General features: G+C 52.7%; 25 protein-coding genes. 21 read left to right on the top strand and 4 right to left on the bottom strand.

The window, feature by feature from the left end; genetic code table 11:
* Window positions 1-26: 26 nt before the first annotated feature.
* Window positions 27-560, top strand: coding sequence for a TVP38/TMEM64 family protein (locus EVJ30_RS06800; protein WP_236634096.1), 534 nt, complete (start codon window positions 27-29; stop codon window positions 558-560).
* Here the strand turns inward: EVJ30_RS06800 and cls are convergent.
* Window positions 536-2,065, bottom strand: a complete 1,530-nt coding sequence (gene cls, locus EVJ30_RS06805; protein ID WP_131457756.1) for a cardiolipin synthase — start codon at window positions 2,063-2,065, stop codon at window positions 536-538. The two genes, EVJ30_RS06800 and cls, sit on opposite strands and share 25 nt — an antisense overlap.
* Window positions 2,066-2,303: 238 nt before the next feature.
* On the opposite strand from cls, the gene EVJ30_RS15145 reads away from it, so the two are divergent.
* Complete coding sequence (locus tag EVJ30_RS15145) at window positions 2,304-2,456, top strand: hypothetical protein (protein ID WP_161566971.1); 153 nt, start codon at window positions 2,304-2,306, stop codon at window positions 2,454-2,456.
* 36 nt (window positions 2,457-2,492) lie between these two features.
* Here the strand turns inward: EVJ30_RS15145 and EVJ30_RS06810 are convergent, their stop codons facing one another.
* Window positions 2,493-3,413, bottom strand: coding sequence for an EAL domain-containing protein (locus EVJ30_RS06810; protein ID WP_201738335.1), 921 nt, complete (start codon window positions 3,411-3,413; stop codon window positions 2,493-2,495).
* 205 nt (window positions 3,414-3,618) lie between these two features.
* On the opposite strand from EVJ30_RS06810, the gene speE reads away from it, so the two are divergent.
* From speE to EVJ30_RS06830, 4 genes are all read left to right on the top strand, one after another.
* Complete coding sequence (gene speE / locus EVJ30_RS06815) at window positions 3,619-4,458, top strand: spermidine synthase (protein ID WP_070328241.1); 840 nt, start codon at window positions 3,619-3,621, stop codon at window positions 4,456-4,458.
* Window positions 4,455-5,336 carry an agmatinase gene (gene speB / locus EVJ30_RS06820; protein ID WP_131457755.1) on the top strand — a complete coding sequence of 294 codons (882 nt, stop codon included), beginning with the start codon at window positions 4,455-4,457 and terminating at the stop codon, window positions 5,334-5,336. The genes speE and speB overlap by 4 nt, the downstream gene beginning before the upstream one ends.
* A gap of 2 nt (window positions 5,337-5,338) precedes the next feature.
* Window positions 5,339-5,707, top strand: a complete 369-nt coding sequence (locus tag EVJ30_RS06825; protein WP_131457754.1) for a Na-translocating system protein MpsC family protein — start codon at window positions 5,339-5,341, stop codon at window positions 5,705-5,707.
* Between the two features lie 198 nt (window positions 5,708-5,905).
* The gene (locus EVJ30_RS06830) at window positions 5,906-6,856 is read left to right on the top strand and encodes a sodium-dependent bicarbonate transport family permease (protein ID WP_131457753.1); all 951 of its coding nucleotides are present in this window, start codon (window positions 5,906-5,908) and stop codon (window positions 6,854-6,856) included.
* 35 nt (window positions 6,857-6,891) lie between these two features.
* Here EVJ30_RS06830 and EVJ30_RS06835 read toward each other — a convergent pair whose 3' ends face one another.
* Window positions 6,892-7,644: a homing endonuclease associated repeat-containing protein gene (locus EVJ30_RS06835; RefSeq protein WP_131457752.1), complete on the bottom strand. Its 753-nt coding sequence runs from the start codon at window positions 7,642-7,644 to the stop codon at window positions 6,892-6,894.
* A 448-nt stretch (window positions 7,645-8,092) separates the two neighbouring features.
* On the opposite strand from EVJ30_RS06835, the gene EVJ30_RS06840 reads away from it, so the two are divergent.
* From EVJ30_RS06840 to EVJ30_RS06875, 8 genes are all read left to right on the top strand, one after another.
* Window positions 8,093-10,006, top strand: a complete 1,914-nt coding sequence (locus EVJ30_RS06840) for a polysaccharide biosynthesis protein (protein WP_131457751.1) — start codon at window positions 8,093-8,095, stop codon at window positions 10,004-10,006.
* Window positions 10,003-11,031: an NAD-dependent epimerase gene (locus EVJ30_RS06845; RefSeq protein WP_131457750.1), complete on the top strand. Its 1,029-nt coding sequence runs from the start codon at window positions 10,003-10,005 to the stop codon at window positions 11,029-11,031. The genes EVJ30_RS06840 and EVJ30_RS06845 overlap by 4 nt, the downstream gene beginning before the upstream one ends.
* Complete coding sequence (locus EVJ30_RS06850) at window positions 11,031-12,374, top strand: phenylacetate--CoA ligase family protein (RefSeq protein ID WP_131457769.1); 1,344 nt, start codon at window positions 11,031-11,033, stop codon at window positions 12,372-12,374. The genes EVJ30_RS06845 and EVJ30_RS06850 overlap by 1 nt, the downstream gene beginning before the upstream one ends.
* Window positions 12,375-12,398: 24 nt before the next feature.
* Window positions 12,399-13,766: a phenylacetate--CoA ligase family protein gene (locus EVJ30_RS06855; protein ID WP_131457749.1), complete on the top strand. Its 1,368-nt coding sequence runs from the start codon at window positions 12,399-12,401 to the stop codon at window positions 13,764-13,766.
* 10 nt (window positions 13,767-13,776) lie between these two features.
* Complete coding sequence (locus tag EVJ30_RS06860; protein ID WP_131457748.1) at window positions 13,777-15,108, top strand: nucleotide sugar dehydrogenase; 1,332 nt, start codon at window positions 13,777-13,779, stop codon at window positions 15,106-15,108.
* On the top strand, window positions 15,096-16,226 hold the full coding sequence (locus EVJ30_RS06865; RefSeq protein WP_131457747.1) for a glycosyltransferase family 4 protein: 1,131 nt from the start codon (window positions 15,096-15,098) through the stop codon (window positions 16,224-16,226). The genes EVJ30_RS06860 and EVJ30_RS06865 overlap by 13 nt, the downstream gene beginning before the upstream one ends.
* Before the next feature lie 28 nt (window positions 16,227-16,254).
* Window positions 16,255-16,956: a hypothetical protein gene (locus EVJ30_RS06870; protein ID WP_131457746.1), complete on the top strand. Its 702-nt coding sequence runs from the start codon at window positions 16,255-16,257 to the stop codon at window positions 16,954-16,956.
* A gap of 76 nt (window positions 16,957-17,032) precedes the next feature.
* Window positions 17,033-17,686, top strand: coding sequence for a hypothetical protein (locus EVJ30_RS06875; RefSeq protein WP_131468489.1), 654 nt, complete (start codon window positions 17,033-17,035; stop codon window positions 17,684-17,686).
* A gap of 199 nt (window positions 17,687-17,885) precedes the next feature.
* Here EVJ30_RS06875 and EVJ30_RS06880 read toward each other — a convergent pair whose 3' ends face one another.
* A complete protein-coding gene (locus tag EVJ30_RS06880) occupies window positions 17,886-18,347 on the bottom strand; it encodes a GNAT family N-acetyltransferase (protein WP_236636024.1) in 462 nt (153 codons plus the stop codon).
* A gap of 220 nt (window positions 18,348-18,567) precedes the next feature.
* On the opposite strand from EVJ30_RS06880, the gene EVJ30_RS06885 reads away from it, so the two are divergent.
* From EVJ30_RS06885 to mgtE, 7 genes are all read left to right on the top strand, one after another.
* Window positions 18,568-20,271 (top strand): glycoside hydrolase family 13 protein, encoded by a 1,704-nt coding sequence (locus EVJ30_RS06885; protein ID WP_131468491.1) that lies wholly within the window; start codon window positions 18,568-18,570, stop codon window positions 20,269-20,271.
* A gap of 127 nt (window positions 20,272-20,398) precedes the next feature.
* Window positions 20,399-20,818 (top strand): YwiB family protein, encoded by a 420-nt coding sequence (locus EVJ30_RS06890; RefSeq protein ID WP_131439225.1) that lies wholly within the window; start codon window positions 20,399-20,401, stop codon window positions 20,816-20,818.
* Window positions 20,815-21,243 (top strand): hypothetical protein, encoded by a 429-nt coding sequence (locus EVJ30_RS06895; RefSeq protein ID WP_131457743.1) that lies wholly within the window; start codon window positions 20,815-20,817, stop codon window positions 21,241-21,243. The genes EVJ30_RS06890 and EVJ30_RS06895 overlap by 4 nt, the downstream gene beginning before the upstream one ends.
* 47 nt (window positions 21,244-21,290) lie before the next feature.
* Window positions 21,291-21,809, top strand: coding sequence for a GNAT family N-acetyltransferase (locus EVJ30_RS06900; RefSeq protein WP_131457742.1), 519 nt, complete (start codon window positions 21,291-21,293; stop codon window positions 21,807-21,809).
* A gap of 6 nt (window positions 21,810-21,815) precedes the next feature.
* On the top strand, window positions 21,816-22,532 hold the full coding sequence (locus tag EVJ30_RS06905; RefSeq protein ID WP_131457741.1) for a hypothetical protein: 717 nt from the start codon (window positions 21,816-21,818) through the stop codon (window positions 22,530-22,532).
* Window positions 22,533-22,621: 89 nt separating this feature from the next.
* Window positions 22,622-24,751, top strand: coding sequence for a (Fe-S)-binding protein (locus EVJ30_RS06910; protein WP_131457740.1), 2,130 nt, complete (start codon window positions 22,622-22,624; stop codon window positions 24,749-24,751).
* 96 nt (window positions 24,752-24,847) lie between these two features.
* Window positions 24,848-26,206 carry a magnesium transporter gene (gene mgtE, locus EVJ30_RS06915; protein WP_131457739.1) on the top strand — a complete coding sequence of 453 codons (1,359 nt, stop codon included), beginning with the start codon at window positions 24,848-24,850 and terminating at the stop codon, window positions 26,204-26,206.
* Window positions 26,207-26,221: the final 15 nt, after the last annotated feature.

Here is a 26,221-nt window from a genome sequence, read left to right on the forward strand (position 1 = left end):
CAGCCTTTTGAAATGGGGTTTGAATGATGGAATGGGAACTGCTCCCGATCCCGCTGTTTGTCGTCATCAGCATCGTCTTAAACAGTGCCGTCGCCGTCGCTGGCGTGTTGCCGAGCGCGTTTTTGACGGCGCTGAACGTAAACATTCTCGGTTTCGGTCTCGGCGTCACTGTCTCAATCATCGGTGAGGCGGTCGGAGCGGTCATCAGTTTCGTACTGTACCGACGTGCGCTACAAACGTATACGTCACCGAACGGAAAGCGCTTCAAGCGTCTCCGCGAAGCGAGCGGGGTTGAGGCGTGGTTCCTCGTCCTCGGGATGCGACTCATGCCGTTCGTCCCGTCCGGACTCGTCACGTTATCGGCCGCGTTCAGCCGGATGACGCTCCCGTCGTTCGCCGCGGCGAGCACGATTGGGAAAATCCCGGCGCTCCTTATCGAGGCGCTCACGGTCACGGCCGTGATGCGTGTTGCGACCGGTTGGCAATTCGTGCTGATCGCGCTACTCTTGCTCATCTATCTCCTCTGGCGTACGTTTCAAAGAAGCGGCGAGAAGATATGACAGAGCGCCTCGATGAACCGTTTGCCGTTCGATTTTTTTCGGAGCATCGACCAGTCGACGAGAGTCGACTCGTCGAAGTCTTTCAAAAACGCGTCATGCAGTTGACCGATTGATGACGTCTCGAACTGGGCGATCGTCATCTCGTGATTCAAATACATGCTGCGGAAATCAAAGTTAGCCGTCCCAACGAGCGCAATCTTGCCGTCGATGAGGACGGTTTTTGCATGGATGAAATGGCGATTGTATTTATAAATGCGGATGTTACGTTTCAGCAGCTGCTCGAAATAATATTCGGTCGCATGGAAACTGAACCATTCGTCGCCTTGTCCTGGGACGACGATGCGAACGTCGATGCCGCTCTTACCCGCGACTTCTAGCACGGCGAGCAGTTCGGGCGGCGGAATCAAGTAAGGGGTCGTGATCCAGATCGATTCTTTCGCTTCCATCAACAGACGCATCAGCCCGTCCCGGATCGTGACGTCCTTACCGGGAGACGTCACGAGTAGTTGTGTCGCCCCGTTCGCGTCTTGCGGTTCGTTAATGAAATATTCTGGAAGGTGTTTAGCGTCGGCGAACAAGTCCCACGTCTCGCTATCTTCTTCGTGTCCGGCATAAAGCCAATTCTCGATGAACAGACGCTGAAGCTCCCGGACGAGCGGTCCTTCGACACGCAAATGCGTATCTCGCCAAAAACCGAGCTTCTTATGTCTGCCGAGATATTCATCGCCGACATTAAGCCCACCGGTGTAGGCGATTCGTCCGTCGAGCACGATGAGTTTTTGATGGTTTCGGAAGTTGGCGTTAAAGACGAGCAGCGGATGTACGACCGGATCGAACGCTTCGACGTGCACCCGCGACTCGCGGAGAGGCTCTAGGAAATCTTCACTGATCTCTTGGCTGCCTAGACCGTCATAAAGAAAGCGGACGGTGATGTTTTCATTGGATCTTTTGATTAAGGCGTCGCGAATCTTCAGGGAGATCTCATCGGTCCGGAACAAATAATATTGGACGTGGATATGGTGCGTCGCTTGCTCGATATCTTTGAGCACGGCGTCGTACTTTTCATCTCCGTTGACGAGCAGTTTCGTCGCCGTATGGCCGTCGGCACCGGTCGCACCCATTTTCTCGAGCGCTCTCGTGAGAGGGAATCGGTCGGATACGTCATTCGTCGTCTCGACGCGGTCGGCTTCGATCGCTTGCCGGAACATCCGAATCTCAGACGAAGTTCGTTTGATTCGGCGGTGGCGTTTCGGTGTCCGGCCGAATAGCACCCAGGCGAGGGCGCCGAGAAACGGGATGAATAAGACGGTGAGCAGCCAGGCGAGCTTCGCTTGCGGCTGAACTTGGTCAAACAAAATATTCCAACCGACGATGAGCGGCGCGAGGATGCCGACACCGATCAAAAACGGGATCAATCCATCGATCGAGTAAAGCGATAGCAGAAGGAAGATGCCGAGGACGAACATTCCGATTAGTTGTAAGACACGTCGTTTCAAAAGGTACACCTTCTTTCTGTTCAGTTGTCATCATTAAATTGATTCCACCAATCAGACAGTTTTAATCTAATTAAGCGAGAATTCTCCCACCTCTAAGCGTCTGGGGCGAAGCCCAGCGTAGGTGGGAGATGAATCGCTTGCGAAGCAAATAAGTGGTGAGTAGTTCACTCTAAAAAGACGTTTGATTGGATAAGCCAAGGGAATAAACCGTATTATACGGCAGAACTTTCAAAAAGGGGTGTGTTTGATGAAAAGAAAAGGTACATTGGCCGCGTCGCTTCTCGCGACAGGCATCATTCTCGGCGCTTGCGGGGGAGCGGACGAGGAACCGATGAACAACGATGACACGGAAATGCAAGAAGACGATATGAATGAAGATACAGAAGAAGATGACTATTGAAACAAAGGCCTAGAGCACGCGCTCTAGGCCTTGTTTTCATAGCGCGTATGGAGACGGTTTTCCGAAGAAATAACCTTGGGCGAGATCATAACCGAGTTCGCGACAGACGTCGACCTCTTCGGCGCGTTCGATCCCTTCGGCGAGGATGGTGATACCCATCGAGCGCGTCAATTGACGCACATTCTTCAAGAACGTACGTTTCTCGGCATCTTGGTCACAGAACGAAATATACGACCGATCGATTTTGACGTAATCGGGCTCGAGCCGCTGTAACATATCGAGCGTCGAGAAGCCGGCGCCGACATCGTCGAGCGCGACTTTCATGCCGCGTTTCTTATATGTGGCGAACACGTGCTGCAAATGAGCGACGTCCTGGACTTGCTCCGTCTCGACGACTTCAAAGATGAAGCGGTCGGCACTGAGCCCGTAGTGGTCGATGACTTCGAACGTGTGTTGCAGGCAGTAGTCAGGATTGTAGATCGTCGACGGCAAGAAGTTGATGAACGTCTTCTCGTGAGGTGCGACGGCGTGATACGTCGCTTTGATCGCCTCGGACCGGGCGCGTTGGTCGAGCTTCGAATGAAGTCCGAACCGGTTGGCGGCGCGGAACAGCTCCCCAGGCGAGATATTGTTCGGGCTGCGAAGGAGCGCCTCGTAACCGAACCGCTCACCTGTGTCGAGATGGATGATCGGTTGCAAGTGACTTTCGAACTCCCCGTGTTGGATCAGCTCGATCGTGTCACGGTTGGCGATCTGTTCGAGCAAATCGACTGCTGGTAGAATCGGCGTTTGCTGTTTCGTGGCAGGGTTGACACAATATACATTGTCCTCGACCGAAGATAGTTTAGTCTTGAGTTCATCAAATGATTCGTATGGCTGAGGTTGGTCGTTGACGACCAACAAGCCCCGTTCAAAGAGCGGGATTGTCGTGGAGCAGGCCACGCAAGGAGACCACATAGGATCCCTCCTTTACTGTTATAAAATACATCTATATCCAGTTTATCGGCTAAACCACATGGAAAAATCACACATCTGGACGAATAAATAAAAAAATCGTGCAAAATGCGGACAGTTTTTGTATACTTCCTATCGTATGAATAAGAAGCGCCTCAAAACGCCACTCGCATACGAACAACTTTTTGAACAGAAAGGGGTTCTATCGATGGACCAAAAATTAAAGTTATGGTTTACGGAGCACCAGACAGAAGATTACGGGATCACGTTCCGGGTTAACCACGTTTATGAGAGCGAACAAACGGAGTTTCAACGACTAGAGATGGTCGAAACGGACGAGTTCGGTACAATGTTGTTGCTTGACGGAATGGTCATGACGACGGATAAAGACGAATTCGTCTATCACGAGATGGTGGCGCACGTGCCACTGTTCACGCACCCTAACCCGAAACACGTTCTCGTGGTCGGCGGCGGCGACGGTGGAGTTATCCGTGAGATTATGAAACACCCAACAGTCGAGAAAGCGGTTCTTGTCGACATCGACGGGAAAGTGATCGAATATTCGAAGAAATACTTGCCAAATATTGCGGGTGAGCTTGACAATCCGCGCGTCGAAGTCATCGTCGGCGACGGCTTCATGCACATCGCGAAATCTGAAAACGAGTACGACGTCATCATGGTCGATTCGACTGAACCGGTCGGACCGGCAGCGAACTTGTTCACGAAAGGGTTCTATGCGGGAATCTCGAAAGCACTCAAAGACGATGGGATTTTTGTCGCGCAGTCGGATAACCCGTGGTTCACACCAGAACTCATTCAAACGGTACAGCGTGACGTGAAAGAGATCTTCCCAATCACGAAGCTGTACACAGCCAACGTACCGACGTATCCGAGCGGCTTATGGACGTTCACGATCGGCTCGAAGAAGTACGACCCGCTTCAAGTACCGGCTGAGCGGTTCCACGACATCGAGACGAAATACTATACGCCAGCGCTTCACTCGGCGGCGTTCGTACTTCCTAAATTCGTGGAGGACTTGACGAAATGATCAAACGATTCGATGAAGCCTACTCAGGAAAAGTGTTTATCGCGAGCCTGCCGGAAGTGACGGATGCGAAGACGGTCCTTTACGGCATGCCGATGGACTGGACGGTCAGTTTCCGTCCGGGCTCACGTTTCGGTCCGAACCGCATCCGTGAAGTGTCGATCGGACTTGAAGAATACAGCCCGTACCTTGACGGGGACTTGAACGAAGCGGCCGTCTATGACGCAGGGGACATCCCGCTTCCGTTCGGCAACGCCCAAAAATCGCTCGACATGATCGAGTCGTTCGTCAAAGACGTCATCAAGGAAGGAAAGTTCCCGCTCGGTATGGGCGGCGAACACCTCGTCACGTGGCCGGTCATCAAAGCGATGCATGACGCGTACGGGGCCGACTTCGTCATCTTGCACATCGACGCGCACACCGACCTTCGTGACGATTACGAAGGCGAGCCGCTCTCGCACTCGACACCGCTCAAAAAAGCGGCCAACTTGATTGGACCGTCGAACTGCTACTCGTTCGGGATTCGTTCGGGGATGAAAGAAGAGTTCGACTGGGCAAAAGAAGTCGGCTACAACTTGTACAAATATGAAGTACTCGAACCGCTCAAGCGCGTCTTGCCGACGCTCGCCGGCAAAAAAGTGTACGTCACAATCGACATCGACGTCCTTGACCCGTCGGCAGCACCGGGAACCGGCACGCAAGAGATCGGCGGCATCACGACGAAAGAGTTGCTCGAGTCGGTCCATGCCATCGCCAATGCTGACCTTGATATCATCGGTGCCGACCTCGTCGAAGTGTCACCGGCGTATGATCAGTCAGACATGACGGCGATTGCCGCCGCGAAGATCCTTCGCGAGATGATGATCGGATTCGTGAAGTAACGATGAAAAAAAAAGGTCAGCTCGAGATGGAACTGAGCGCCCGGATCACCCAATGGGAGAAAGAGTATCTCGGGCGCGGTTCATTAACGTGTAAGAGTGACCTGCTCCGCGATTTGGCCATCGTGACGCTGCAAGGCGTCTTGACCCCGGCCGAGTATGAACTCGCCGCGAAGTCGAGTGGTCGCGATCAGTTAAAGAAATACCGCAACAACCTAGTCGAATCCGGCCGGGTCCAACTCGAGACAATCATTCATGACGTACTCGGGAGACGGCTCGTGTCGCTCCATACGGACATCAGCACGAAGACAGGCGAACGCCTCATCGTCTTTCGGTTGGATGCACCGTGGGACGATGTGATTGACAAGGCGTAACGACATTTTTACACTAGAAGCAGAGACGCGTCAGGATTGGTGGAGAATGCCTACGGGAACTTTCCACCGCCGTCCTGAAACGGAGCTGTCAAAAACTACCCCGACAGTTGTCGGCTAGACGGAACGACCGTGTTCGAGCCGTCGGCATGCAGCGCACACCTTTCTTTGGTGTGCGCTTTTGTCGTCTAGGAGGAAACAATGGAACTATTGACGTTTTTATTGACGAGCGCCCCGGTGCTCCTGTTCGTGACGGGCGTGATTGCCGCCCTCGGAAAGTCGAATTTAAGAATCCCCGAATCGCTCAGTGTGACGCTTAACATTTATCTGCTGCTCGCCATCGGGTTAAAAGGCGGCATGGGACTCGCCGCTGTCTCGCTTGACGAGCTTGCGGCACCGCTCGCCGTGACGCTCGTCCTCGGGATGGTTTTACCGCTCGTCGCTTTTGGACTCGGTCGTCTGCTCAAGTTCAGCTTTCACGAACGGATCGCCATGGCGGCAACGTTCGGTTCGGTCTCGCTTGTGACGTATGTCGCTGCGACCGCCCAGCTCGAGCGGCTCGGTATCAGCTATGAACCGTTCATGACGACGCTCGTCGTCGTCCTCGAGATTCCCGGTCTCGTCGTCGCGCTCTTACTGTACAACCAGACGCGTGTGCTCGGCATCACGGCCGCCCCGAGCCAGTCGTTCACCGTCATCCGGGACAGTATGCTCTCAAAGAGCATCCTCTTGCTCATCGCCGGCCTTGTCGTCGGATTCGTCACACCGGACACGTCGGCGCTGACACCATTCTTCGTCGACTTGTTCCCGGGCGTCTTACTCTTATTCTTACTGAGCCTTGGGGTCAAGGTCGGCCATCAGCTGAAAGACGTCCCGGCCTACGGCATGAAGTTTTTAATTGTCGGGACGATGTTCCCGCTCATCGGGGCCATTGTCGGCTACTTTGCAGCCGGACTGGCCGGTTTGTCTGACGGGGGTACGATCTTGCTCATGACGCTCGCTGCGAGCGGCTCTTACATCGCGGCGCCGGCGATGCTCCAGGCGTCCGTCCCGGAAGCCGAGCCGTCGTTTTATTTGACGCTCGCCCTCGCCGTCACGTTCCCGTTCAATTTGCTCGTCGGTATCCCGCTGTTCATCACGATCGTCACATGACAAAAGCGCCGTCTCATCGAGAGACGGCGCTTTTGTCATGTGATGACTTGCTGTTGTTCCATACATTTCAAAGCGGCGGTCCAGCTGCCGAACAAGGCGTTGATTGTCGACGTGCTCGGCACGTTTCGTCCTTCGGCCCATTTGCGGTAGTGAAGGATGCTGAAATGGTTTAATTCATCTTTAGCAACCCGGAGCGCCTCGATGACGTCTTCTTCGTCCCATTTTCGTTTCGGTGGGGCAATATCGAGGACGAACAAGGCGTAGCTCCAGGAACCGTACTTCCGGGCAATCGTCGCCACGGTCGGATATCCCTTCTCCTGCGCCCAGACAGCGTAGTGCTGTGAAGTGAGACGTGTCAGTTCGGCGGACGCCTCGATGAGTGCTTGAATGATGCGCTCCTCGTTATTGCGGGCCGTCGTCGTCTGCAACTTCGCTTCGCGCAGTGCGTTTGACCACGAGCCGAACCGGCTGCTGATCAGGGTGAGCGATGGGGCTTGTGCGACTTTGGCCCACTCCCGATACGTTTGGCTCGTAAAGATGTCGAGCTCTTCGGCAGCCTCGTTTAATGCGGTTAAAATATCTTCGTCCGAATAATAGCGGTACATCATTTTGATTTCAGCGGCTTGAACGGCTTCGCGCCAGGAACCGAATTTGTAAATCACGGTCGAGAGGGAAGGGACGTCTTTGCTGCGGGCCCAGAGTGTGTATTGTTTCGTATCGAATTCTTTGAGTTCATTCGCTGCTTGTTGTAGGCATGAGATGATTTGCTGCTCTGTCCATCTTTTCATCGTGATGTCTCTCCTTTTTAGAAGCACTTGATTGCTTCAAAGGTCATGGTGTGGTTGAACAGTAATGGTCCTCAAGGAAAGCCTAAACGGTCGAGGGCGCGACTGCGGTTGACAACGAACATAAATGGCTCGTGACTGACGGTGTAAGCAAGTCGTGAAGAAATCATGTGACGAGCATGCATGCTTACTTATTTCTAAATTCCCCTCCTTATTGACAATTTACACCTAATTCACGACTCATATACTTTCAATATTACCCATTTAGTGCGGAAATATTCACAAACAAAAAGAAATGGCCATCATACATTCGTAAAACTGTTTGATGGCTAAATTTCGTTGCTATGAAAAAGCTATGGTTTTCTTTCAGATTGTGAATCTCGAACGGGTACTAATCTAGCATCAGCGAATAACCCGGTTACATTCGGCAATCTTTAAAGGTGGTGACAGGATGACTATTCGATTCAATCATTATCCGATGGACCGAAAAAACACGATGCTTATGATGCTCGACGTGACGATCGCGGCGGCGGCCATCTTTCTCACGTTCAAACTGTTGTTCGCTCATGACACGACCGTCTCCGACGACACGACGAAGTTGATGACGATTTTAGCGCTGAAGAGTACAGCTCTGCTCGTCCTCGGGTGGCTGACACGCGTTTATCGGATTGACTGGCGGTACGGTTCGATGCGTGAGCTACAATTGCTCGCCCTCGTGTTGCTCACGAGTGATTTACTTGTCCTCGGTGGTGCCCTCGTCGTGTTAAAGAATGTATCGTATCAAGCGCTGTTCGTCCAGAGCCTGCTCGCGTTCAACGGGATGCTGTTCATCCGGATCGTGGCGAGAACCCGCTCTTTCTTCCGCTTCCGGAACGCTCCGCCGAGCGGGAAAGCGGCACTCATCATCGGCGGTGGGGACTCAGGACAAAAGATCACGAAAGAGTTGAAAGAACATCGGACGAGCGTGTTAAACGTTGTCGGTATTTTAGACGACAATCCGTTCCTGCAACGGCTCTATATCCACGGGACACCGGTCATTGGCCCGATTGATGCGCTCGAGCGAAAAATTGAAGAGCTCGGAATTGAAGTCGTTGTTCTCGCGATTCCGTCCCTGCCTTACAGCAAGCGGCTGCAACTGCTCAAGCGAATCGAGAAGACAGGCGTCGAATCACATGCGTTGCCGATGCTCTCAGAGCTTGCTTCCGGAAAAGTATCGATGAATGAGATCAGGGAAGTGGCGATTGAGGACTTGCTCGGACGAGAGCCGGTCCAACTCAACGTATCCGAGATCTCACATAAGCTAAAAGGCACGACCATTTTAATTTCAGGTGCTGGCGGTTCGATTGGATCTGAGCTATGCCGGCAGTTAATCAAATTCGAACCGGGACGTCTCGTCTTGTTCGGACATGGCGAGAACAGCATTTATTCGATTGACCGCGAACTTAAAGACTTACAAACGGAAACGGAGATTTGTCCGATCATTGGGGACGTCCAAGACCGGGCGCGGTTGATGGAAGTATTCGAACAGTTCGAGCCTGAGATCGTCTATCACGCGGCGGCCCATAAACACGTCCCGCTCATGGAAGGGAACCCGAAAGAGGCTGTGAAGAACAACATCTATGGTACGAAAAATATGGTCGAAGTCGCTGATTTGTTTAACGTCGAACGTTTCGTCATGATTTCGACAGACAAGGCGGTCAATCCGACGAACGTGATGGGCGCGACGAAACGGGTCGCCGAGATGATTGTGCAGCAACAAGCGCGTCATAGTGCGACGACGTTCTCGGTCGTTCGGTTCGGTAACGTCCTCGGCAGTCGCGGCTCGGTCGTCCCGTTGTTCAAAGAACAGATTGAACGTGGTGGTCCGATCACGGTGACACATCCCGAGATGACGCGTTACTTTATGACCATCCCCGAGGCGAGTCGGCTCGTCGTTCAAGCAAGTGTTCGCGCGAATGGCGGTGAGGTGTTCGTCCTTGATATGGGACAGCCGGTCAAAATCGTCGACTTGGCCCGACGGATGATCACGCTCAGCGGCTTCACGCTTGAGCAAATTCCGATTGAATACAGCGGAATCCGGCCGGGCGAGAAGTTGTATGAGGAGCTGCTTGCCACGAGCGAACGCAGCGAAAATCAAGTGTACGATAAAATTTTTGTCGGCTGTACGCGATCGTTCAAATCGGTCGAACCAATTTTACGTACGATTGAACATCTGCTTGACCAACAAAGCGCATTGACGTCCTTCCTCTTGTTCGTCGCCAATAGCGAAATCCCGGAAGAAGTGATGGCAGATATGTTCGCGCCTCAGATCGAGCCTGTTCGAATTCGCTCGAGCGACCCAACTCAAAGGAGGAAGACGTTATGAAAAAGACTGTGCTCGTCACAGGTGTCGCCGGGTTCATCGGCTTTCATTTGGCGCGCCGGCTGTTGCGAGAAGGGCACCACGTCGTCGGCATTGATGAAGTGAATGATTACTACGATCCTCATTTGAAAGAGGCGCGTCTCTATGTCTTGACGCACCCGAACTTCAAACTGTATCGGGACTCGCTCGAGAACAAAATGGCTGTCACACGGGTGTTCGAGAAACGGAGTCCTGACATCGTCGTCAACTTGGCTGCGCAAGCAGGTGTCCGCTACAGTCTTGAAAATCCGGACGCTTATATACAGTCGAATATCGTCGGATTTTTAAACATCCTTGAGGCGTGCCGGAACTTCCCGATTGAGCAATTGATTTATGCATCATCAAGCTCCGTGTACGGCTCGAACCAAAAGATGCCGTTCTCTGAACAGCACCCGGTCGATCATCCGCTCTCGTTATATGCGGCTTCGAAGAAAGCGAATGAACTGATGGCCCACACGTATAGCCATCTGTTCGGTCTAAAGACGACCGGGTTACGATTTTTCAGCGTCTATGGACCATGGGGCAGACCGGATATGGCGCTGTACAAATTCACAGAAGCCATTATAAAAGGTGAACCGATCGACGTCTATAACTATGGGCAAATGGCCCGTGACTTCACTTACGTCGACGATGTGATTGAGTCGATCGTCCGCTTGATGGACGTTCAACCGTTCGCTGACGAAGAGTTTGACTATCACGACCCGCTCCCGGACCGAAGTGATGTCCCGTTCCGTGTGTACAATGTCGGCAATCATAGTCCGGTCCAGCTGATGGATTTTATTCGGATCATCGAGAAAAAACTCGGGAAGCGAGCAATCGTGAACGAACTCCCGCTGCAGCCGGGTGACGTGCCGGAAAGTTTTGCCGATTCATCGGAACTGTATGAAGCGATTGATTTTCAACCACAGACCCCGATTGAACAAGGGGTGCATGAATTTATCGATTGGTATATCGCGTATCACCATGCGTTAAAGGAGGGAATCGAGTGATGATGTCACTTCAAGACAAAATCTATAGCAACTCCTCGTTACCAGTCCAAAATTGGCTCATCTCGCTATACGGGTTGAAGTTATATCGTGAGCGTTACGGTCCCTATTACGATAAAAAGTTGACCAAGCTCCGAAGTCAACGGCTCGTCGATCCGCAAACAACCCAATTAAACCAGCTCAATCGGTTCCTCAAGTTCTGTCAGACGCATAACAGCTACTACCGAGACTTGTTTGACCGCCATCACGTGGAGCTACCGCTTCTGCAACTGAGCGATTTGAAACAAATTCCAGTGCTTGAGAAAGAGACACTTCGTACCGAACCGACTATTTTCTCGGACGTTAAAGCACCAATTATCGGGTGTACGGGTGGAACGACCGGGACGGCACTCCAAGTCCGATTCACGGTCGAAGATTATCAAGCCCGCATGGCCCACTTGGATTACTTTAAAGAGCAGCACGGCTTTACAAAAGGGATGAAGCGGGCGAGTTTCACCGATCGGATGATTTGTCCGCGCGGCCAGGAAGAGCCGGTCTATTGGCGTTATAACGCTCCGATGAAACAGATGCTCTACTCGGTCGTTCACTTTCATCCGAAAACAATCCCGGCCTACGTCGAATCATTGAACGACTTTCAACCTGACGCCCTCGACGGTTCGCCGTCCGCGATGATCGAAGTCGCCAAGTATTTAAAAGACACGGATATGCGCTTGACGTTCAAGCCAATCGCCATCTTTCCGACATCCGAAACGTTGTCGCCATGGGGACGCGCGTTGCTCGAGGAGGTTTTCGACGCCCCGGTATACGACCAATACGCTTCTTCAGAAGGCGCACCGCTCGTCACCGAATGTCAGCATGGACGGATGCACCTCCATCCGGAGAGCGGCATCATTGAGGCCGGGGAGGACGGAGAAGTGCTCGTCACGAGCTTCACGACCCACGGCACGCCGCTCGTCCGTTATCGGATCGGAGACCGGATGACGCTCAGCGATGAGACGTGTCCGTGCGGCCAGACGGGTACGGTCATCTCGTCGATCGATGGCCGTCAAATGAATTACGTCGAGACACCGGAAGGTTATAAAGTGTTCGAAGGCGACTTGACGGCGACCGTCGCCGTACTGCCGAACTCGGTACTTCAAGTCCAAGTGCTCCAACATGAGATCGACCAGATTGAAATGTTATATGTCAAAGATGAGGACCGGTTCGAAAACGAACATGAGACGATATTAAAGCAAGAAGTGGAACGACTGTTCACACCGAATATGCGAATCCGTCTTAAAAATGTGCCGGCCATCAAAAAAGAACCAAACGGAAAAATTCGGGTCGTGAAGCGACTTCACGTCTGACCCATACAAAAGGGGAGTTCGATTATGGCGATCTTCGCGTTGCGGGACGTATATTTTAAGGCGCCGATCCGCCTTCAAAACTGGATGACGTCACTTTACGGCTTGAAGTTGTCACAAGAGCGTTACGGAAAAGCGTACGAGCAGGAACTTGTCGCACTACGCAACCGTCCGACGGATGACGCGGCCGTTCGAGCAGACCAGCTTCGACGACTCAATGACTTTTTAGCATTTTGCGAAGCGAACAACGACTATTACCGTCAGTTATTCGACGAGGCCGGCGTATCGCTCCCGCTCGACTCGATTGAAGATTTGAAACAGATTCCGATACTCGAGAAGGAAACGGTCCGCTCGACCCCGGCAATCTACTCGCACGTGAAGACAGACATTATCGGCAAGACAGGCGGGACGACCGGTGCGTCGCTCCAAGTGAAATTCACAGCGGAAGATTATCAGATCCGGATGGCCCATTTGGATTACTTTAAAGAACAACACGGCTTTAAAAAAGGGATGAAACGAGCCAGTTTCACGGGACGCGTCATTTGTGAACCGGATCAAGCGGCACCCGTGTTTTGGCGGTATAATCGTCCGATGAATCAACTGTTGCTGTCGTTGTTTCATCTGACCGAGGCGAATATCCCGCACTATATCGAGGAGCTGAATCGGTTCAAACCAATCGTTCTCGATAGCGCCCCGTCCGCCATGATTGAACTGGCCTCATACATTAAAGCGCACAACATCAAACTCGACTTCCAACTGATCGCCTTGTTCCCGACGTCAGAGACGATCACGGCGTTTGGACGGTCGTTGCTTGAAGAAGCGTTCAACGCGCCCGTGTTCGACCAATACGCCTCGTCCGAAGGGGCACCGATTTTGAGCGAGTGCAGTCATGGACGGATGCATCTTCATCACGAGACGGGGGTCATCGAGCCTTATGGGGAGGACGGCGAAATTCTCGTCACGAGCTTTACGACCCACGGCACACCGCTCGTCCGCTACCGGATCGGGGACCGGATGAAGTTTGGGGAAGGGACTTGTCCGTGCGGTCAAGGCGGGACGTATGTCGAGTCAATCGAGGGACGGCAAACTAATTTCATCGTCACGCCAAAAGGACTCAAAGTCTATGAAGGGGATTTGACGACGATCGTCAGCGAGCTTCCGAACTCGGTCATTCAAGTCCAGTTTCGGCAGTTCGATTTGCATCACATCGAGATGCGCTACATCAAAGACCCAAATCGCTTCACCTCGTCGCATGAACAAGTGCTTCGACGGGGGTTGAAAGAGCTCGTCGGAGACGGCGTCGAGATTACGTTGACGCCGGTCAACCAAATTCCTCGAGGCCCGAACGGAAAAGTCATCGTCGTCGAAAAGTTGATGAATCAAATTTCACAATAACTGGAGGCAGATGGACATGGACAAACTCATCTCAGAATCACGGACAGCACGAAGAACCATTGCCAATCGCCATATCGCCGTCGTCGGACTCGGGTACGTCGGTCTCCCGGTCGCGGTCGCGCTCGGAGAAGTCGGAGACGTCATCGGATTTGATATTAATGAGGCCCGCATCAACGAACTGAACGGTCATCTCGACAGCACGCGAGAAGTCGAGCGGGAATCGCTTGAAATCGCCTCAGTCGCGTACACGACCGACGCGTCACAGCTTGAAGAGGCGGACTTTATCATCATCGCCGTACCGACGCCGATCAACGAACAAAATCAACCGGACCTCGGTCCGATCTGCAGCGCGACGCGAACCGTCGGAAAGTATCTACGGCCCGGGGCGATTGTCGTCTACGAGTCGACCGTTTATCCTGGACTGACGGAAGAAGAGTGCATCCCGCTACTCGAACGAGAGTCGGGTCTACGGGCCGGGATTGATTTTAAAGTCGGCTATTCGCCAGAGCGTATCAATCCAGGGGACCGTGTCAATACGTTCCGGACGATCAAGAAAGTCGTCGCCGCCGAGGATGAGGAGACGCTTGATATCGTCGCAGCCGTATATGAGACGGTCGTCGATGCCGGTGTACATCGCGCTTCGTCAATCAAAGTCGCCGAAGCCGCGAAAGTGATCGAGAATACGCAACGGGATTTGAATATCGCATTGATGAATGAGCTCGCGATCATCTTCGAGCGGATGAACATCGATACGCTTGAAGTGTTAGAAGCGGCCGGTACGAAATGGAACTTCCTGAACTTCCGGCCCGGACTCGTCGGTGGCCACTGTATCGGGGTCGACCCGTTCTATTTGACGATGAAGTCTGAGATGCTCGGCTATCACCCTGAGGTTATTTTAGCCGGACGGCGCATCAACGAGACGATGGGTAGCTTCATCGCCACGTCGCTCATTAAAACGATGATTCGTCAAAACATGCCGGTACTCGGCTCACGGGTCACCGTGCTCGGCATGTCGTTCAAAGAGAACGTCAGTGATATCCGTAATTCGAAAGTCGCGTCACTCGTGCGGGAAATCGAGGAGTTCGGCCTTGAGGTGCAAGTGTACGACCCGCTCGTCCACCATGAAGAAGTCGAACAAGAATACGGGCTCCAAGTAAAGTCCTACCATGAGCTCAAACCGGCGGAAGTCGTCATCTACGCCGTCTCACACGATGAATTCGTGAGTGCCGGGTGGAAAATCGCCGAACGTCAGTTGAAGATGGGACGAGGGATCGTCATGGATTTGAAAGGCATCTTAAATCGAGCGACGAAGCCAGAGGAGGTCCACTTATGGCGCCTTTAAAGATCCTTCAATTCTGCGCGGTCGACGTGACCGCTGACGTCCTGTTGCGTCCGCTCATCGAGTCGCTTAAAGCCGAAGGGCACCAAGTCGATGTCGCCTGTGCCTACGGTGACCGGACGGACCGGTTGCGGGCGGAAGGTTGGGTCATCCATACGCTGCCGATCGATCGTAAATTCCATCCGAAGCGGAACGTGCAGACGATTCAAGGGCTCGTCGCCTTGCTGAGACGGGAGAAGTATGACGCGATCCATGTCCATACGCCGGTTGCGGCCGCGCTCGGACGGGTTGCGGCCCGAATCGCCCGCACCCCGCACATTCTGTACACGGCCCATGGCTTTTACTTCCATGAACGGATGAGCCGGGTCGCCTACGAACTCGTGTTTTGGCTCGAAAAGTCGCTTGCCGCGCTCGCGACCGACTGGCTGCTGCTCCAAAGTGAGGAAGATTATTCGCTTGCCAAGACCCGACAATTTAAAAGCGATGACCGTCTGCTTCATCTCGGGAACGGGATTGATTTGGCTCGATTCCAACCGCTTGAAAAAACAGTTGACCCGAAGCAGTTAAAGTTTCTGTTCGTCGGTCGCCTCGTCAAAGAAAAGGGGATCCTCGATTTACTCGAGGCGTTTCAAGAAGTGTCTGCGCGTCATCCGGGAGCGACACTCACGATTGCCGGAGAGTTGCTATCGAATGAGCGGGATCAAGAGACCGCCAAACTCGTTGAAGCTCACTTGGTCGACAATCCGAACGTTCATTACGTCGGATACGTCACAGACACCCCGTCTTTGTTCAACCGTCATGACATCTTTCTGTTACCGTCTTATCGAGAAGGGCTCCCCCGCTCGATTTTAGAGGCGATGGCGTCAGGTCTTCCGGTCATCGCGACCAACATCCGCGGCTGTCGAGAAGAAGTCATCGACGGAGAGACAGGATACCTCGTCCCGGTGGCCCGACCGCAAGCACTCGCGGAGGCGATGGAATTGTTCATCGAGCATTCGGATCGTATCGAATCATACGGTCGCCGAGGTCGCGAAGTCGTCGAGGAACGGTTCGATGAATCGAAAATTTTGACACGGCAAATCAATTTATTTGCGCAAATTAGCGCTCGTGAAGTGGGATGAGTCGTCACACATAAAAGGGGGAGGCGGCATGGAAGAGAAACAAGTGATTCACCAGTTGAGGACGGCCGCCGATGACGGTCGTCTCACAATCCATATGTACCAGCAATGGCAACAAGCGAACGGCGGACCGACCGTACTCGAACTGTTAGAGGTGTATGGTTCGTGGACGAACGTGCTGCGGCTCGTCGGGTTTGAAAACCAGATGCCGCGTTTCACGAAGTCGGAAATGTTGCGAACGCTTCGCCGGGCAGCGAAGGATCTTGGCTCGATCAGTAGTGCCGATTACCGAAAATGGGCGCACGACCATGATGCTCCGACGCTGACGGAAGTTGTCATCCAGTTTGGGTCTTGGAAGGTCGCATTGATCGAGGCCGATCTACTCGGGATGATGGCAAAAGACCAAAAGATTGAAATCATTCAAGCGTTGCTCGATGCGAGCGATGAAATCGAACCATTCAATTCGACGACGTATGCGAAATGGGCGAAAGCGAACCAACGTCCGAGTATCACAAAAGTCGTTCGGCGCTTCGGGTCCTGGACGCAAGCGCTCGAAGAAATCGGATTGTCGACGCGTAAAGCGTTCACGGAACAAGATATTCTATCGGCGTTGAAAGAAGCGAGTGAGGATTTGGCCGTCCTCTCGCCATGGGGTTATGAAATATGGCAAAAAAAGACGGGAAAGGACCGGCGCTTAAAGATATCCAACAGATGTTCGGTTCTTTTGACATAGCACTTTCGGCGATGGGGCCAGAATTTACAGACGAGACAGACGATGACGCTTCAAAGAGAGGGAAGGAGGAGGGCTTATGACGCGTCCGATCGTCTTATGTATCGGCGAGGATCCGACTTCGACTTATGTTTACCAGGCGATTCGGAATCTCGGGGTGACCCATGTGATCAAAGAAGACGGTCCGGCTGAAGTGCGGCCCGACTCGATCAACGAGTGGATGCGTCAATCATACGTTCGATTGACGTCACCGCTCATGCGCCGATTCAGCCGTCAGCGCGTCCGAGAGTTACAAGCACGTTATCCGCTGAACGACAATCCGATCCCATCGCATCATCTGTTGCGTGTCACGTCACTGAATGACGCACGAACGATGATGTGGCTTGATCGCTTACAACCACAACTTGTGATCTTGCACGAGACCGGATCCGTCGACATGAGCCGACTGCACCGTCTTGATTGTCCGATTTTAACGGTCAGCCCTTCGATGGCCAAAGGACAACTTGAAGCGTACTGGGCGTTTCGCGCTAAGCCTGACGTCTGTGAAGTGAAAATCGAACAATGGAGCGACAGAGGCTGGACTGTACTCGACCGGTCCGTCCTTTATGTCGGTGGCACCGATAACTTTGCGACGTATCCTTATCTTCAACTTGTGACGGCTCTGCCGCTTTTGCGTCGTCAAATTGAATCGATGCTCGAAGAGGACGTGTATGATCGACGGACGGCAGAGTAAAGGCCAAAGCGAGTTCGCTTTGGCCTTTCAGCTATTTTTGATGCAGTAATGTTGGATCACATCGAGCGACCGGTAGAACAGAATCGTACGTCCCGTTTCGCATAGAGAGGATAACCGTCGTCCCGGCGAGCTTGGCGAGCTGTTGACTCGATTACATAGGCCTCACCTTCTTGAATGCAGCGTAAAGCGTGACGTCACGTCAAGCTTGTTTTTCAAATAAGGAAAAACCGTCGCGTTCGCCGGCGTAGCTGAAGCCGAAGCGAAGATAATAGTCGTTCAAAAATCCGTTCGTCGCGACGCAGTCGAGCCGGATCCGTTTTGCCCCGGCCATTGCCTGACGCATCAATTGAGTACCAATCTGTTTTCCTTTATGACGTGAGTCGACGACGAGGCGATGCACGTAGACGGCTGTGTCGGCGTCACTCCATAAGTTCTCGTCCCACGACGTCGGCGGGATCAAACTGACCGCCCCGATGATGGTGTCGTTCTCTTCATATACGTACACCGTCCCGTTCGTGACGTCATACGTCACAGTATCGGTCCGACTCGGCTCTAAATATTTTTGCCATTGCGTTTTGCCGGCTGCTTTAAACTCCATTGCTTTCGTTAAAATAAGCTTATCGATAGGAGATATGTCGGACACGGTGGCCAAACGAATCATATGAGTCGCCTCGCTTTCAATTAGTTTTCAAATCGTGTAGGGTACACGGTGAGTAAGCTATTTAAAACTTCTTTGTGTCGGCGAACGATTTTTGGTAAGATAAACTTACTGTAATCGTGCAAACGATTGCGCTAACCGTAAGAAGAAAAAATAGCACTGGTAATAGGATAAGTATATAGGATGCGCAGTGAGTTTAGAGACAAGGGAGTCTTATTGAGATATGCAACTTTTACAACGTGACCAACAAACAAAAACTTTACAACGAAATTGGTGGAAAGAAGCCGTCGCCTATCAAATCTACCCACGCAGTTTTTACGACGCGAACGGTGACGGGATCGGGGACATTCAAGGCATCATCGACAAACTCGATTATTTGAAAGACCTCGGCGTCGACGTCATCTGGATTTGTCCGATGTACAAATCGCCGAACGACGACAACGGCTATGACATTAGCGACTACGAGGACATCATGGACGAGTTCGGGACGATGGCAGACTTTGACCGTCTCTTGGAAGAAGTCCATGCGCGCGGCATGAAGCTGCTCTTGGACCTCGTCGTCAACCACACGTCAGATGAGCACCCGTGGTTCATCGAATCGAAGAGCTCGAAAGACAATCCGAAGCGTGACTGGTACATTTGGCGCGACGGGAAGCCCGACGGTTCGAAGCCGAACAACTGGGAGTCGATCTTTGGCGGCTCGGCTTGGGAGTTCGACGAGACGACCGAACAGTATTTCCTGCACGTCTTCTCGAAGAAACAGCCGGACCTCAACTGGGAGAACGCTGAGATGCGCCAGACGATCTACAACATGATCAACTGGTGGCTCGACAAAGGCATCGACGGCTTCCGCGTCGACGCCATCAGCCATATCCGCAAACACCCGTCGTTCGGCGATCTTCCAAACCCGGAAGGCCTCGACTTCGTGCCGTCGTTCGAGATGCATATGAACGTCGACGGCATCCACGGCTACTTGGAAGAACTTCGCGACGAGACGTTCAACAAACATGACATCATGACGGTCGGTGAAGCGAACGGTGTCTCGCCTGACGACGCCCACCTTTGGGTCGGTGAGAAGGACGGCAAGATGAACATGGTGTTCCAATTCGAGCATATGGGCCTTTGGCGTGAAGATGCCGAGTCGAAATTAGATGTCGTCCATTTGAAAAACGTCTTGACGAAATGGCAAAAAGGACTCGAGGCAGACGGCTGGAACGCCTTGTATGTCGAAAACCACGACCAGACACGGACCGTGTCGTCATGGGGCGACGATGAGCGTTACTGGAAAGAGAGCGCCAAATCGATCGCGATGATGTATTTCCTCATGCAAGGGACGCCGTTCATCTATCAAGGCCAAGAGATCGGGATGACGAACGTGAAGTTCGATTCGATCGACCAGTACGATGACATCGCGACACGCAACCGTTACTATATCGGACTTGAGCACGGCAAGAGCCATGAAGAGATGATGGAGATCACGTGGAACTCGTCGCGTGACAACACACGGACGCCGATGCAATGGAGCGACGCCGCGAACGCCGGCTTCACGTTCGCCGAGAAGCCATGGTTCGGTATCAATCCGAACTATACGGACATCAACGTCGGCGCGCAGCTCGAGGACGAGGATTCAATCCTCAACTTCTATAAAGAGATGATCCGTCTCCGTAAAGACGACGAGACGTTCGTCTACGGCAAGTACGACGTCGTCTTGCCGGAACATCCGGAGATTTACGCCTACACACGGACGCTCGGTGACACGCAATACCTCGTCATCTCGAACTTGACGGGCAAAGAAGCGATCTTCGCGACGGATATCATGCTTCGTTCAGACGACGTCGTCTTGAGGAACATGCCGCTCGACGCGCATGATGAGACGATGCTCCTCCACTTGAAGCCGTTCGAAGCACGCGTCTACAAGTTGAGCTGACTAAAAGACAGGGGAAACCCTGTCTTTTTTGTAGTGTGAAGCTGGCACGAACCGGGAAAGAAAAAGTTAGCGATTCCGGACCGTTTAGGAGATATGGTACGATGAGACAGCGGAAAGGGGAATCACCATGGCAATTGAACCACGACGGGTCCGTGTCCGGCAGACGACGAAAGTCAGTGAGGTCGATGAACCGATCGAGCTCCATGCCGACGGTCTCTACTATGAATTAAAGACCGGCTTCATCTTGATGTTCGACCAAGAGCGTGAGGATGGCATCGTGCCGACAACGTTGAAATATACGACCGGGCGGCTCGCCCTCATCTGTAAAGGACCGATCGAGATGAACCATTCCTTCATTGAAGGACGGCTGACACAAAGCCTATACAAAAATCCATATATGTCGATGACGATGGCGACGACGACGGTGCGGCTCGATGTCCGGGACGGCCGTTGCCGTTTCCATTACGAGTTGGCGATGAATGACGACTTGGCGGGCGACTACGAAGTCGACGTCGCTTGGACGTTTGAAGGAGGAGAAACGAGATGAATTTTGCAGAACGTGTGAAAAAGATTGAAGAGATGTTGAACGAGGATTGGTTCGAGATGCTCGAGACGAACGAGGAAGAGTATGAGGAATGGCGAGGCCGCCTCGAAGACCATGCCGAACAAGTCATCGGTCATTATGATAGTGAGACCGGCGTCGATATGGATGCGGTCGACAAGTTGCTCCAATTGAACGACGAGTTCCCGCTCTTGTACGGAGAAGACACGGTCCGACTCTATATCGCGTTGATCGAGGCGCGACCGGAAGATAAATCGGTGTACGATCGCTATATCGACTACTTGGCGGCAATCGGTGACGCTGAGCATGAGGAATTTTTACGGTTCCACACGCTCGTCGAAGCCGGTCGCTTAGACGAAGCGAGACAACTCGCACCCGTGATGCCAAAACGATTAGGACTCGAAGACTAAGGCCGCATTGCGGTCTTTTTCATACATATGATTAGGGGGGAAATGCTATGTTACGGCTCGTGAAGACGTCAGTCGAACAGCAAGATCAAGTTCTTGCCCTGTTAAGCGAATGGAAAGAGGACGGAAGCAACATCGTCCCGACGACGATTAATAAAGATACGAGCGATTTTGACGCCTACGTCAAACGACTCCTCGAAGCGGAAGACCGTGAAAAGATTGAGGACGGTTGGGTGCCGAGCACGACGTATTGGTTGACGGACGGGGATGAGTTGCTCGGGGCGGCGAATATTCGCCATGAGTTAAACGCCCACCTGTTGAACTTCGGGGGACATATCGGTTATGGCATCAAGCCGAGTGCGCGCGGACGCGGTTTGGCGACGGAACAGCTGCGTCTCGCGCTCGAGAAGGTGAAAGAACTTGGGATTGAGCGGGCGCTCATCACGTGTGACCGAGAGAACGTCGCCTCTCGCCAAGTCATTTTGAACAATGGGGGTGTCGCCGACACACCGTATACCGAAGAAGATGGAAACGTCGTCGAGCGGTTTTGGATTGAACTGAAAGGGTGACATGGGATGGCGAACTGGATTGTCGTGTATTTAGTGCTCATCAATTTCTTTGGGATTTATTTGTTTCCACGCGACCGGATACCGTCTAAGAAATGGTTCTCATTTTCGAGCGGGATCGCCATCACGTATTTTTTCATGTATTTACTGCCGTCGCTCAATAAGCGCCAAGATACGCTCCGGGTCGACTGGCTCGACCTTGCTTTACCTTCAGAAATATACGTCGTCAGCCTGCTCGGCTTCACCGTCTTCTACGGGACGATGCGGTTCGTGCGGACACCGTACTTTCAAGACGAGACGATTGACCGGAACGTGTCGTATTGGCTTCAAGTGACGCTTCTGACGGCGTACATGTCGTTCTCGGCTTACGTCGTCACGGCGACGTCGGTCACGTTTGTGGCACGTAGTTTTTATGCGACGGCGCTCGGTGTCCATTTCCTCGCTGTCGGTCACGACTTGTACCGTCACTACGGGGAACGTTATTTGGCACAAGGCCGTTATTTTTTGAGCGGCGGGATTCTCGTTGGCGGCTTGTTCGCCCGTTTCATCGATCTCGCGACGCACGTCGAGGCGCTCCTGTTTGCGTTCGTCGCCGGGGCGATGATCCTCAATATCGTCAAGTTCGAGCTGCCGGCCGACCGCAACCTCCATTTCCGGACGTTCGTGCTCGCCGTTTTCGGCTACGGCGGCATCTTGTTGTTCTTGAAACATGTGCTCGACTTTTGATTCCAACAAGAAAATGAATGACTGTTCATTCACTTTTTGTTATACTGAACTCAAGATTGAATCCGTTTTCATAAGGGGGAGTTTTGGGGATGTCGACATTTTTAATCGTCAACTGGATTCTATTCTTGCTCGTTCTTGGCTATGGACTGTATTTGTTCGCGACGCTCGTCTATCAGCGTTATACGTTCATCAAGCTTGGGAAGAAGGCAGAATGGAGCCAAACGAATAAGGAACGGCTCGAACAAGTCATGATCAACGTGTTCGGTCAAAAGAAACTACTGAAGGATAAGAAGAGCGGGATCATCCACGTCATGATGTTCTATGGGTTCATCCTCGTCCAGTTCGGGGCCATCGACTTCATCTGGAAAGGGCTCGCCGTCGGGACACGCTTCCCGCATGTGCCGCTCGGACCGGTCTATCCGATCTTCACGTTCATGCAAGAAATCGTCATGCTCATGATTCTCGTCGCGGTCGTTTGGGGATTCTACCGCCGTTACGTCGAGAAACTCGTGCGCTTGAAGCGGAACTTTATGGCCGGCCTCGCCCTCATCTTCATCGGCGGGCTCATGGTATCGGTCTTGTTCGGCAACGGGTTCTATCTCGTCTATAAAGAAGAGCTGCCGATGTGGGGCGAACCGGTCGCGACACTGATCGGTTCAGCGTTCGCTTGGGTACCTGGGGGCGTCGCTTTCGCCTTGTTCGTCGTCTTCTGGTGGCTACACCTCATGTTCTTGCTCAGCTTCATGATCTACATCCCGCAAGGCAAGCACGCCCACTTGATCGCCGGCACGTTAAACGTCTGGCTCGGCCGGACGCACAAAGTCGGCCGTCTCGCGCCGGTCGATTTCTCGGCGATGGAAGACGCGGAAGAGTCGGACGAAGAAGTCGTCTTCGGTGTCAACAAAATCGAGGACTTCAACCAGAAGCAACTCGTCGACTTATACGCTTGTGTCGAGTGTGGGCGCTGTACGAACGTCTGTCCGGCGACCGGTACCGGCAAGATGCTGTCGCCGATGGATCTCATCGTCAAGCTGCGTGACCATATGAACATGAAAGGTGCGGCCATCACACGGAAATCACCGTGGGCACCGGCCCTCATGTTCCAGAACACGCAAGGTGCGGAGATCGCGGCCGCGGCCCAGAACGGGCACATGCTCGTCGCCGATGAGTTGATCGGCAACGTCATCACGGAAGAAGAGATTTGGGCGTGCACGACGTGCCGGAACTGTGAAGACCAATGTCCGGTCATGAACGAGCACGTCGATAAGATCATCGATCTTCGCCGTTACCTCGTCATGATGGAAGGCAAGATGGACCCTGAGGCGCAGCGCACGGTCGCGAACATCGAGCGCCAAGGCAACCCGTGGGGCATGAACCGGAAAGAGCGCGAGAACTGGCGCAACGACCGGGAAGAGCTCGTCATCCCGACGGCCAAAGAGAAGAAGAAAGTTGGGGAAGAGTTCGAATTTCTCTTCTGGGTCGGGGCGATGGGCTCTTATGACAGCCGTAGCCAAAAAGTCGCCCAAAGTTTTGCGAGTGTCTTAAACAAGGCCGGCGTCTCGTTCGCCATCCTCGGGAACGAGGAGAAGAACTCAGGTGACACGCCGCGTCGCATCGGGAACGAACTGTTGTTCCAAGAACTCGCCGAGGCGAACATCAAACTGTTCGAGAAGTACGGGGTCACGAAAATCGTCACAGTCGACCCGCACGCGTACAACACGTTCAAAAACGAGTATCCGGATTTCGGGCTGACTGGTGTGAAAGTGTACCATCATACCGAGCTGCTCGCCGAACTGCTCGATACGGGACGGGTCAAACCGGACCGGGCCGTGAACGAACGCGTCGTCTACCACGACTCGTGCTATCTCGGGCGCTATAACAATGTCTATGACGCACCGCGTTTCGTCCTCGAACGGATTCCAGGTGTCGAGCTCGTCGAAGCAGAACGTAACCGCGAGAACGGCATGTGTTGCGGAGCCGGTGGTGGACTCATGTGGCAAGAAGAGAAAGTCGGGACGCGTGTCAACGTCGCTCGGACCGAGCAGTTGCTCGAGACGAAGCCGACGGTCATCGGTTCGGCATGTCCATACTGCTTGACGATGCTCTCGGACGGTACGAAAGCGAAAGAAGTCGATGAGACGGTCGGAACGTTCGACGTCGTCGAGCTGCTCGATCGTTCACTGAAGCCGATCGAAGTACCAGAACCGCTTGTACAGTAATCGCTAAGACGGAGCCTTTGTGCTCTGTCTTTTTTGTTCGTCGCATCGTAAAATTAGGAATAAGCAAAGATTAGACCGAATAAAGGACGTGAGCGTATGGTCGAATTGATGACCGATAACGAGATTGCTTTGGCCATCATTCAAGCATTAAAAGAAGCCAAAAAGAACGAGTTCCAGAACATCGTTGATGAACTGCAGCCATACGATGTCGCCCAGCAATACAAACTGTTGCCGAGCAAACATCAGAATAAATTCTTATTGTACTTGACTATCGAACAAATGACCGACATGATTCAAGAACTCGATCAGACGACCCGGCTTCAAGTACTACACCGGCTCGGTTTTGAGCGGACGACCGAAGTCCTCGATTTAATGGAAAATGATGATGTCATGTCGTTTTTGTCTGAACTCGATCCGGAAAAAGTCGAGGAACTCATAGCTGAGATGAAAGATGAGGAATCGAGTGTCGTCCAAAATATGATGACCTATCCGGCGGAGACGGCGGGACGTCTGATGAACAACCGGTTCGTTTGGATTCCGCAACAGTTTACGATCCGTCAGGCGGTAGGGAAGTTAAAAGATTTCGCCGCACTCGCTGAGTACCTGAACTATTTATACGTAGTGGATGAAGAAAAACGACTCGTCGGTGTCGTTTCGTATAAAGATTTAATTTTGGCCGAACCGGACGAGGCGATTGCGGACGTCATGTACAAACGCGTCGTTAAAGTCGACGTGATGACCGATCAGGAAGATGTAGCAAAGTTGATTGGTCGTTATGACTTCATTTCGATTCCTGTCGTCGAGGACGGCAACCGGCTCGTCGGCGTCATCACAATCGATGACATCATCGATATTGTCATTCAAGAGGCGAACGAGGATATCGAGAAACTGTCTGCGTCCGGTAAGTCGATTGATTTTGACACGTTACCGCTCGTCGCAGCCTATCGGCGTTTACCGTGGCTGATTTTACTGTTGTTCATCGGTTTGATTTCTGGCAGTATCATCGATAGATTCTCAGGTACGATCGAACAAGTCGTCGCGCTCGCGTTCTTCATGCCGATGATTGCCGGGATGACCGGGAATACGGGTACACAGTCGCTCGCCGTCGTCGTCCGAGGACTCGCAACCCGTGATTTAACGCCGAGGCAAGTTGGCGCACTCATCTTCCGGGAACTGAAGGTCGGCCTCATCATCGGTGTCACGTGTGCAGTGCTAATTGCAGTAATCGCATTTTTCTGGCAGGACAGTTGGACGCTCGGTCTCGTCGTCGGTAGTTCGCTGCTTATGACGCTCATCATCGGTACGCTCGCCGGGACGATTATCCCGCTCATCTTGTATCGATTAAACGTTGATCCGGCCGTCGCGTCGGGTCCGCTCATTACGACAATCAACGATATTTTGTCGTTGCTCATCTACTTCGGTGTCGCGACGGCATTTTTGACAAAACTGATGTAAAACAAAGCCGGGCTT

Origin of the sequence: Exiguobacterium sp. SH5S13 (assembly GCF_004337085.1) — a bacterium.
GTDB classification, from domain to species: Bacteria; Bacillota; Bacilli; order Exiguobacteriales; family Exiguobacteriaceae; genus Exiguobacterium; species Exiguobacterium aurantiacum_A.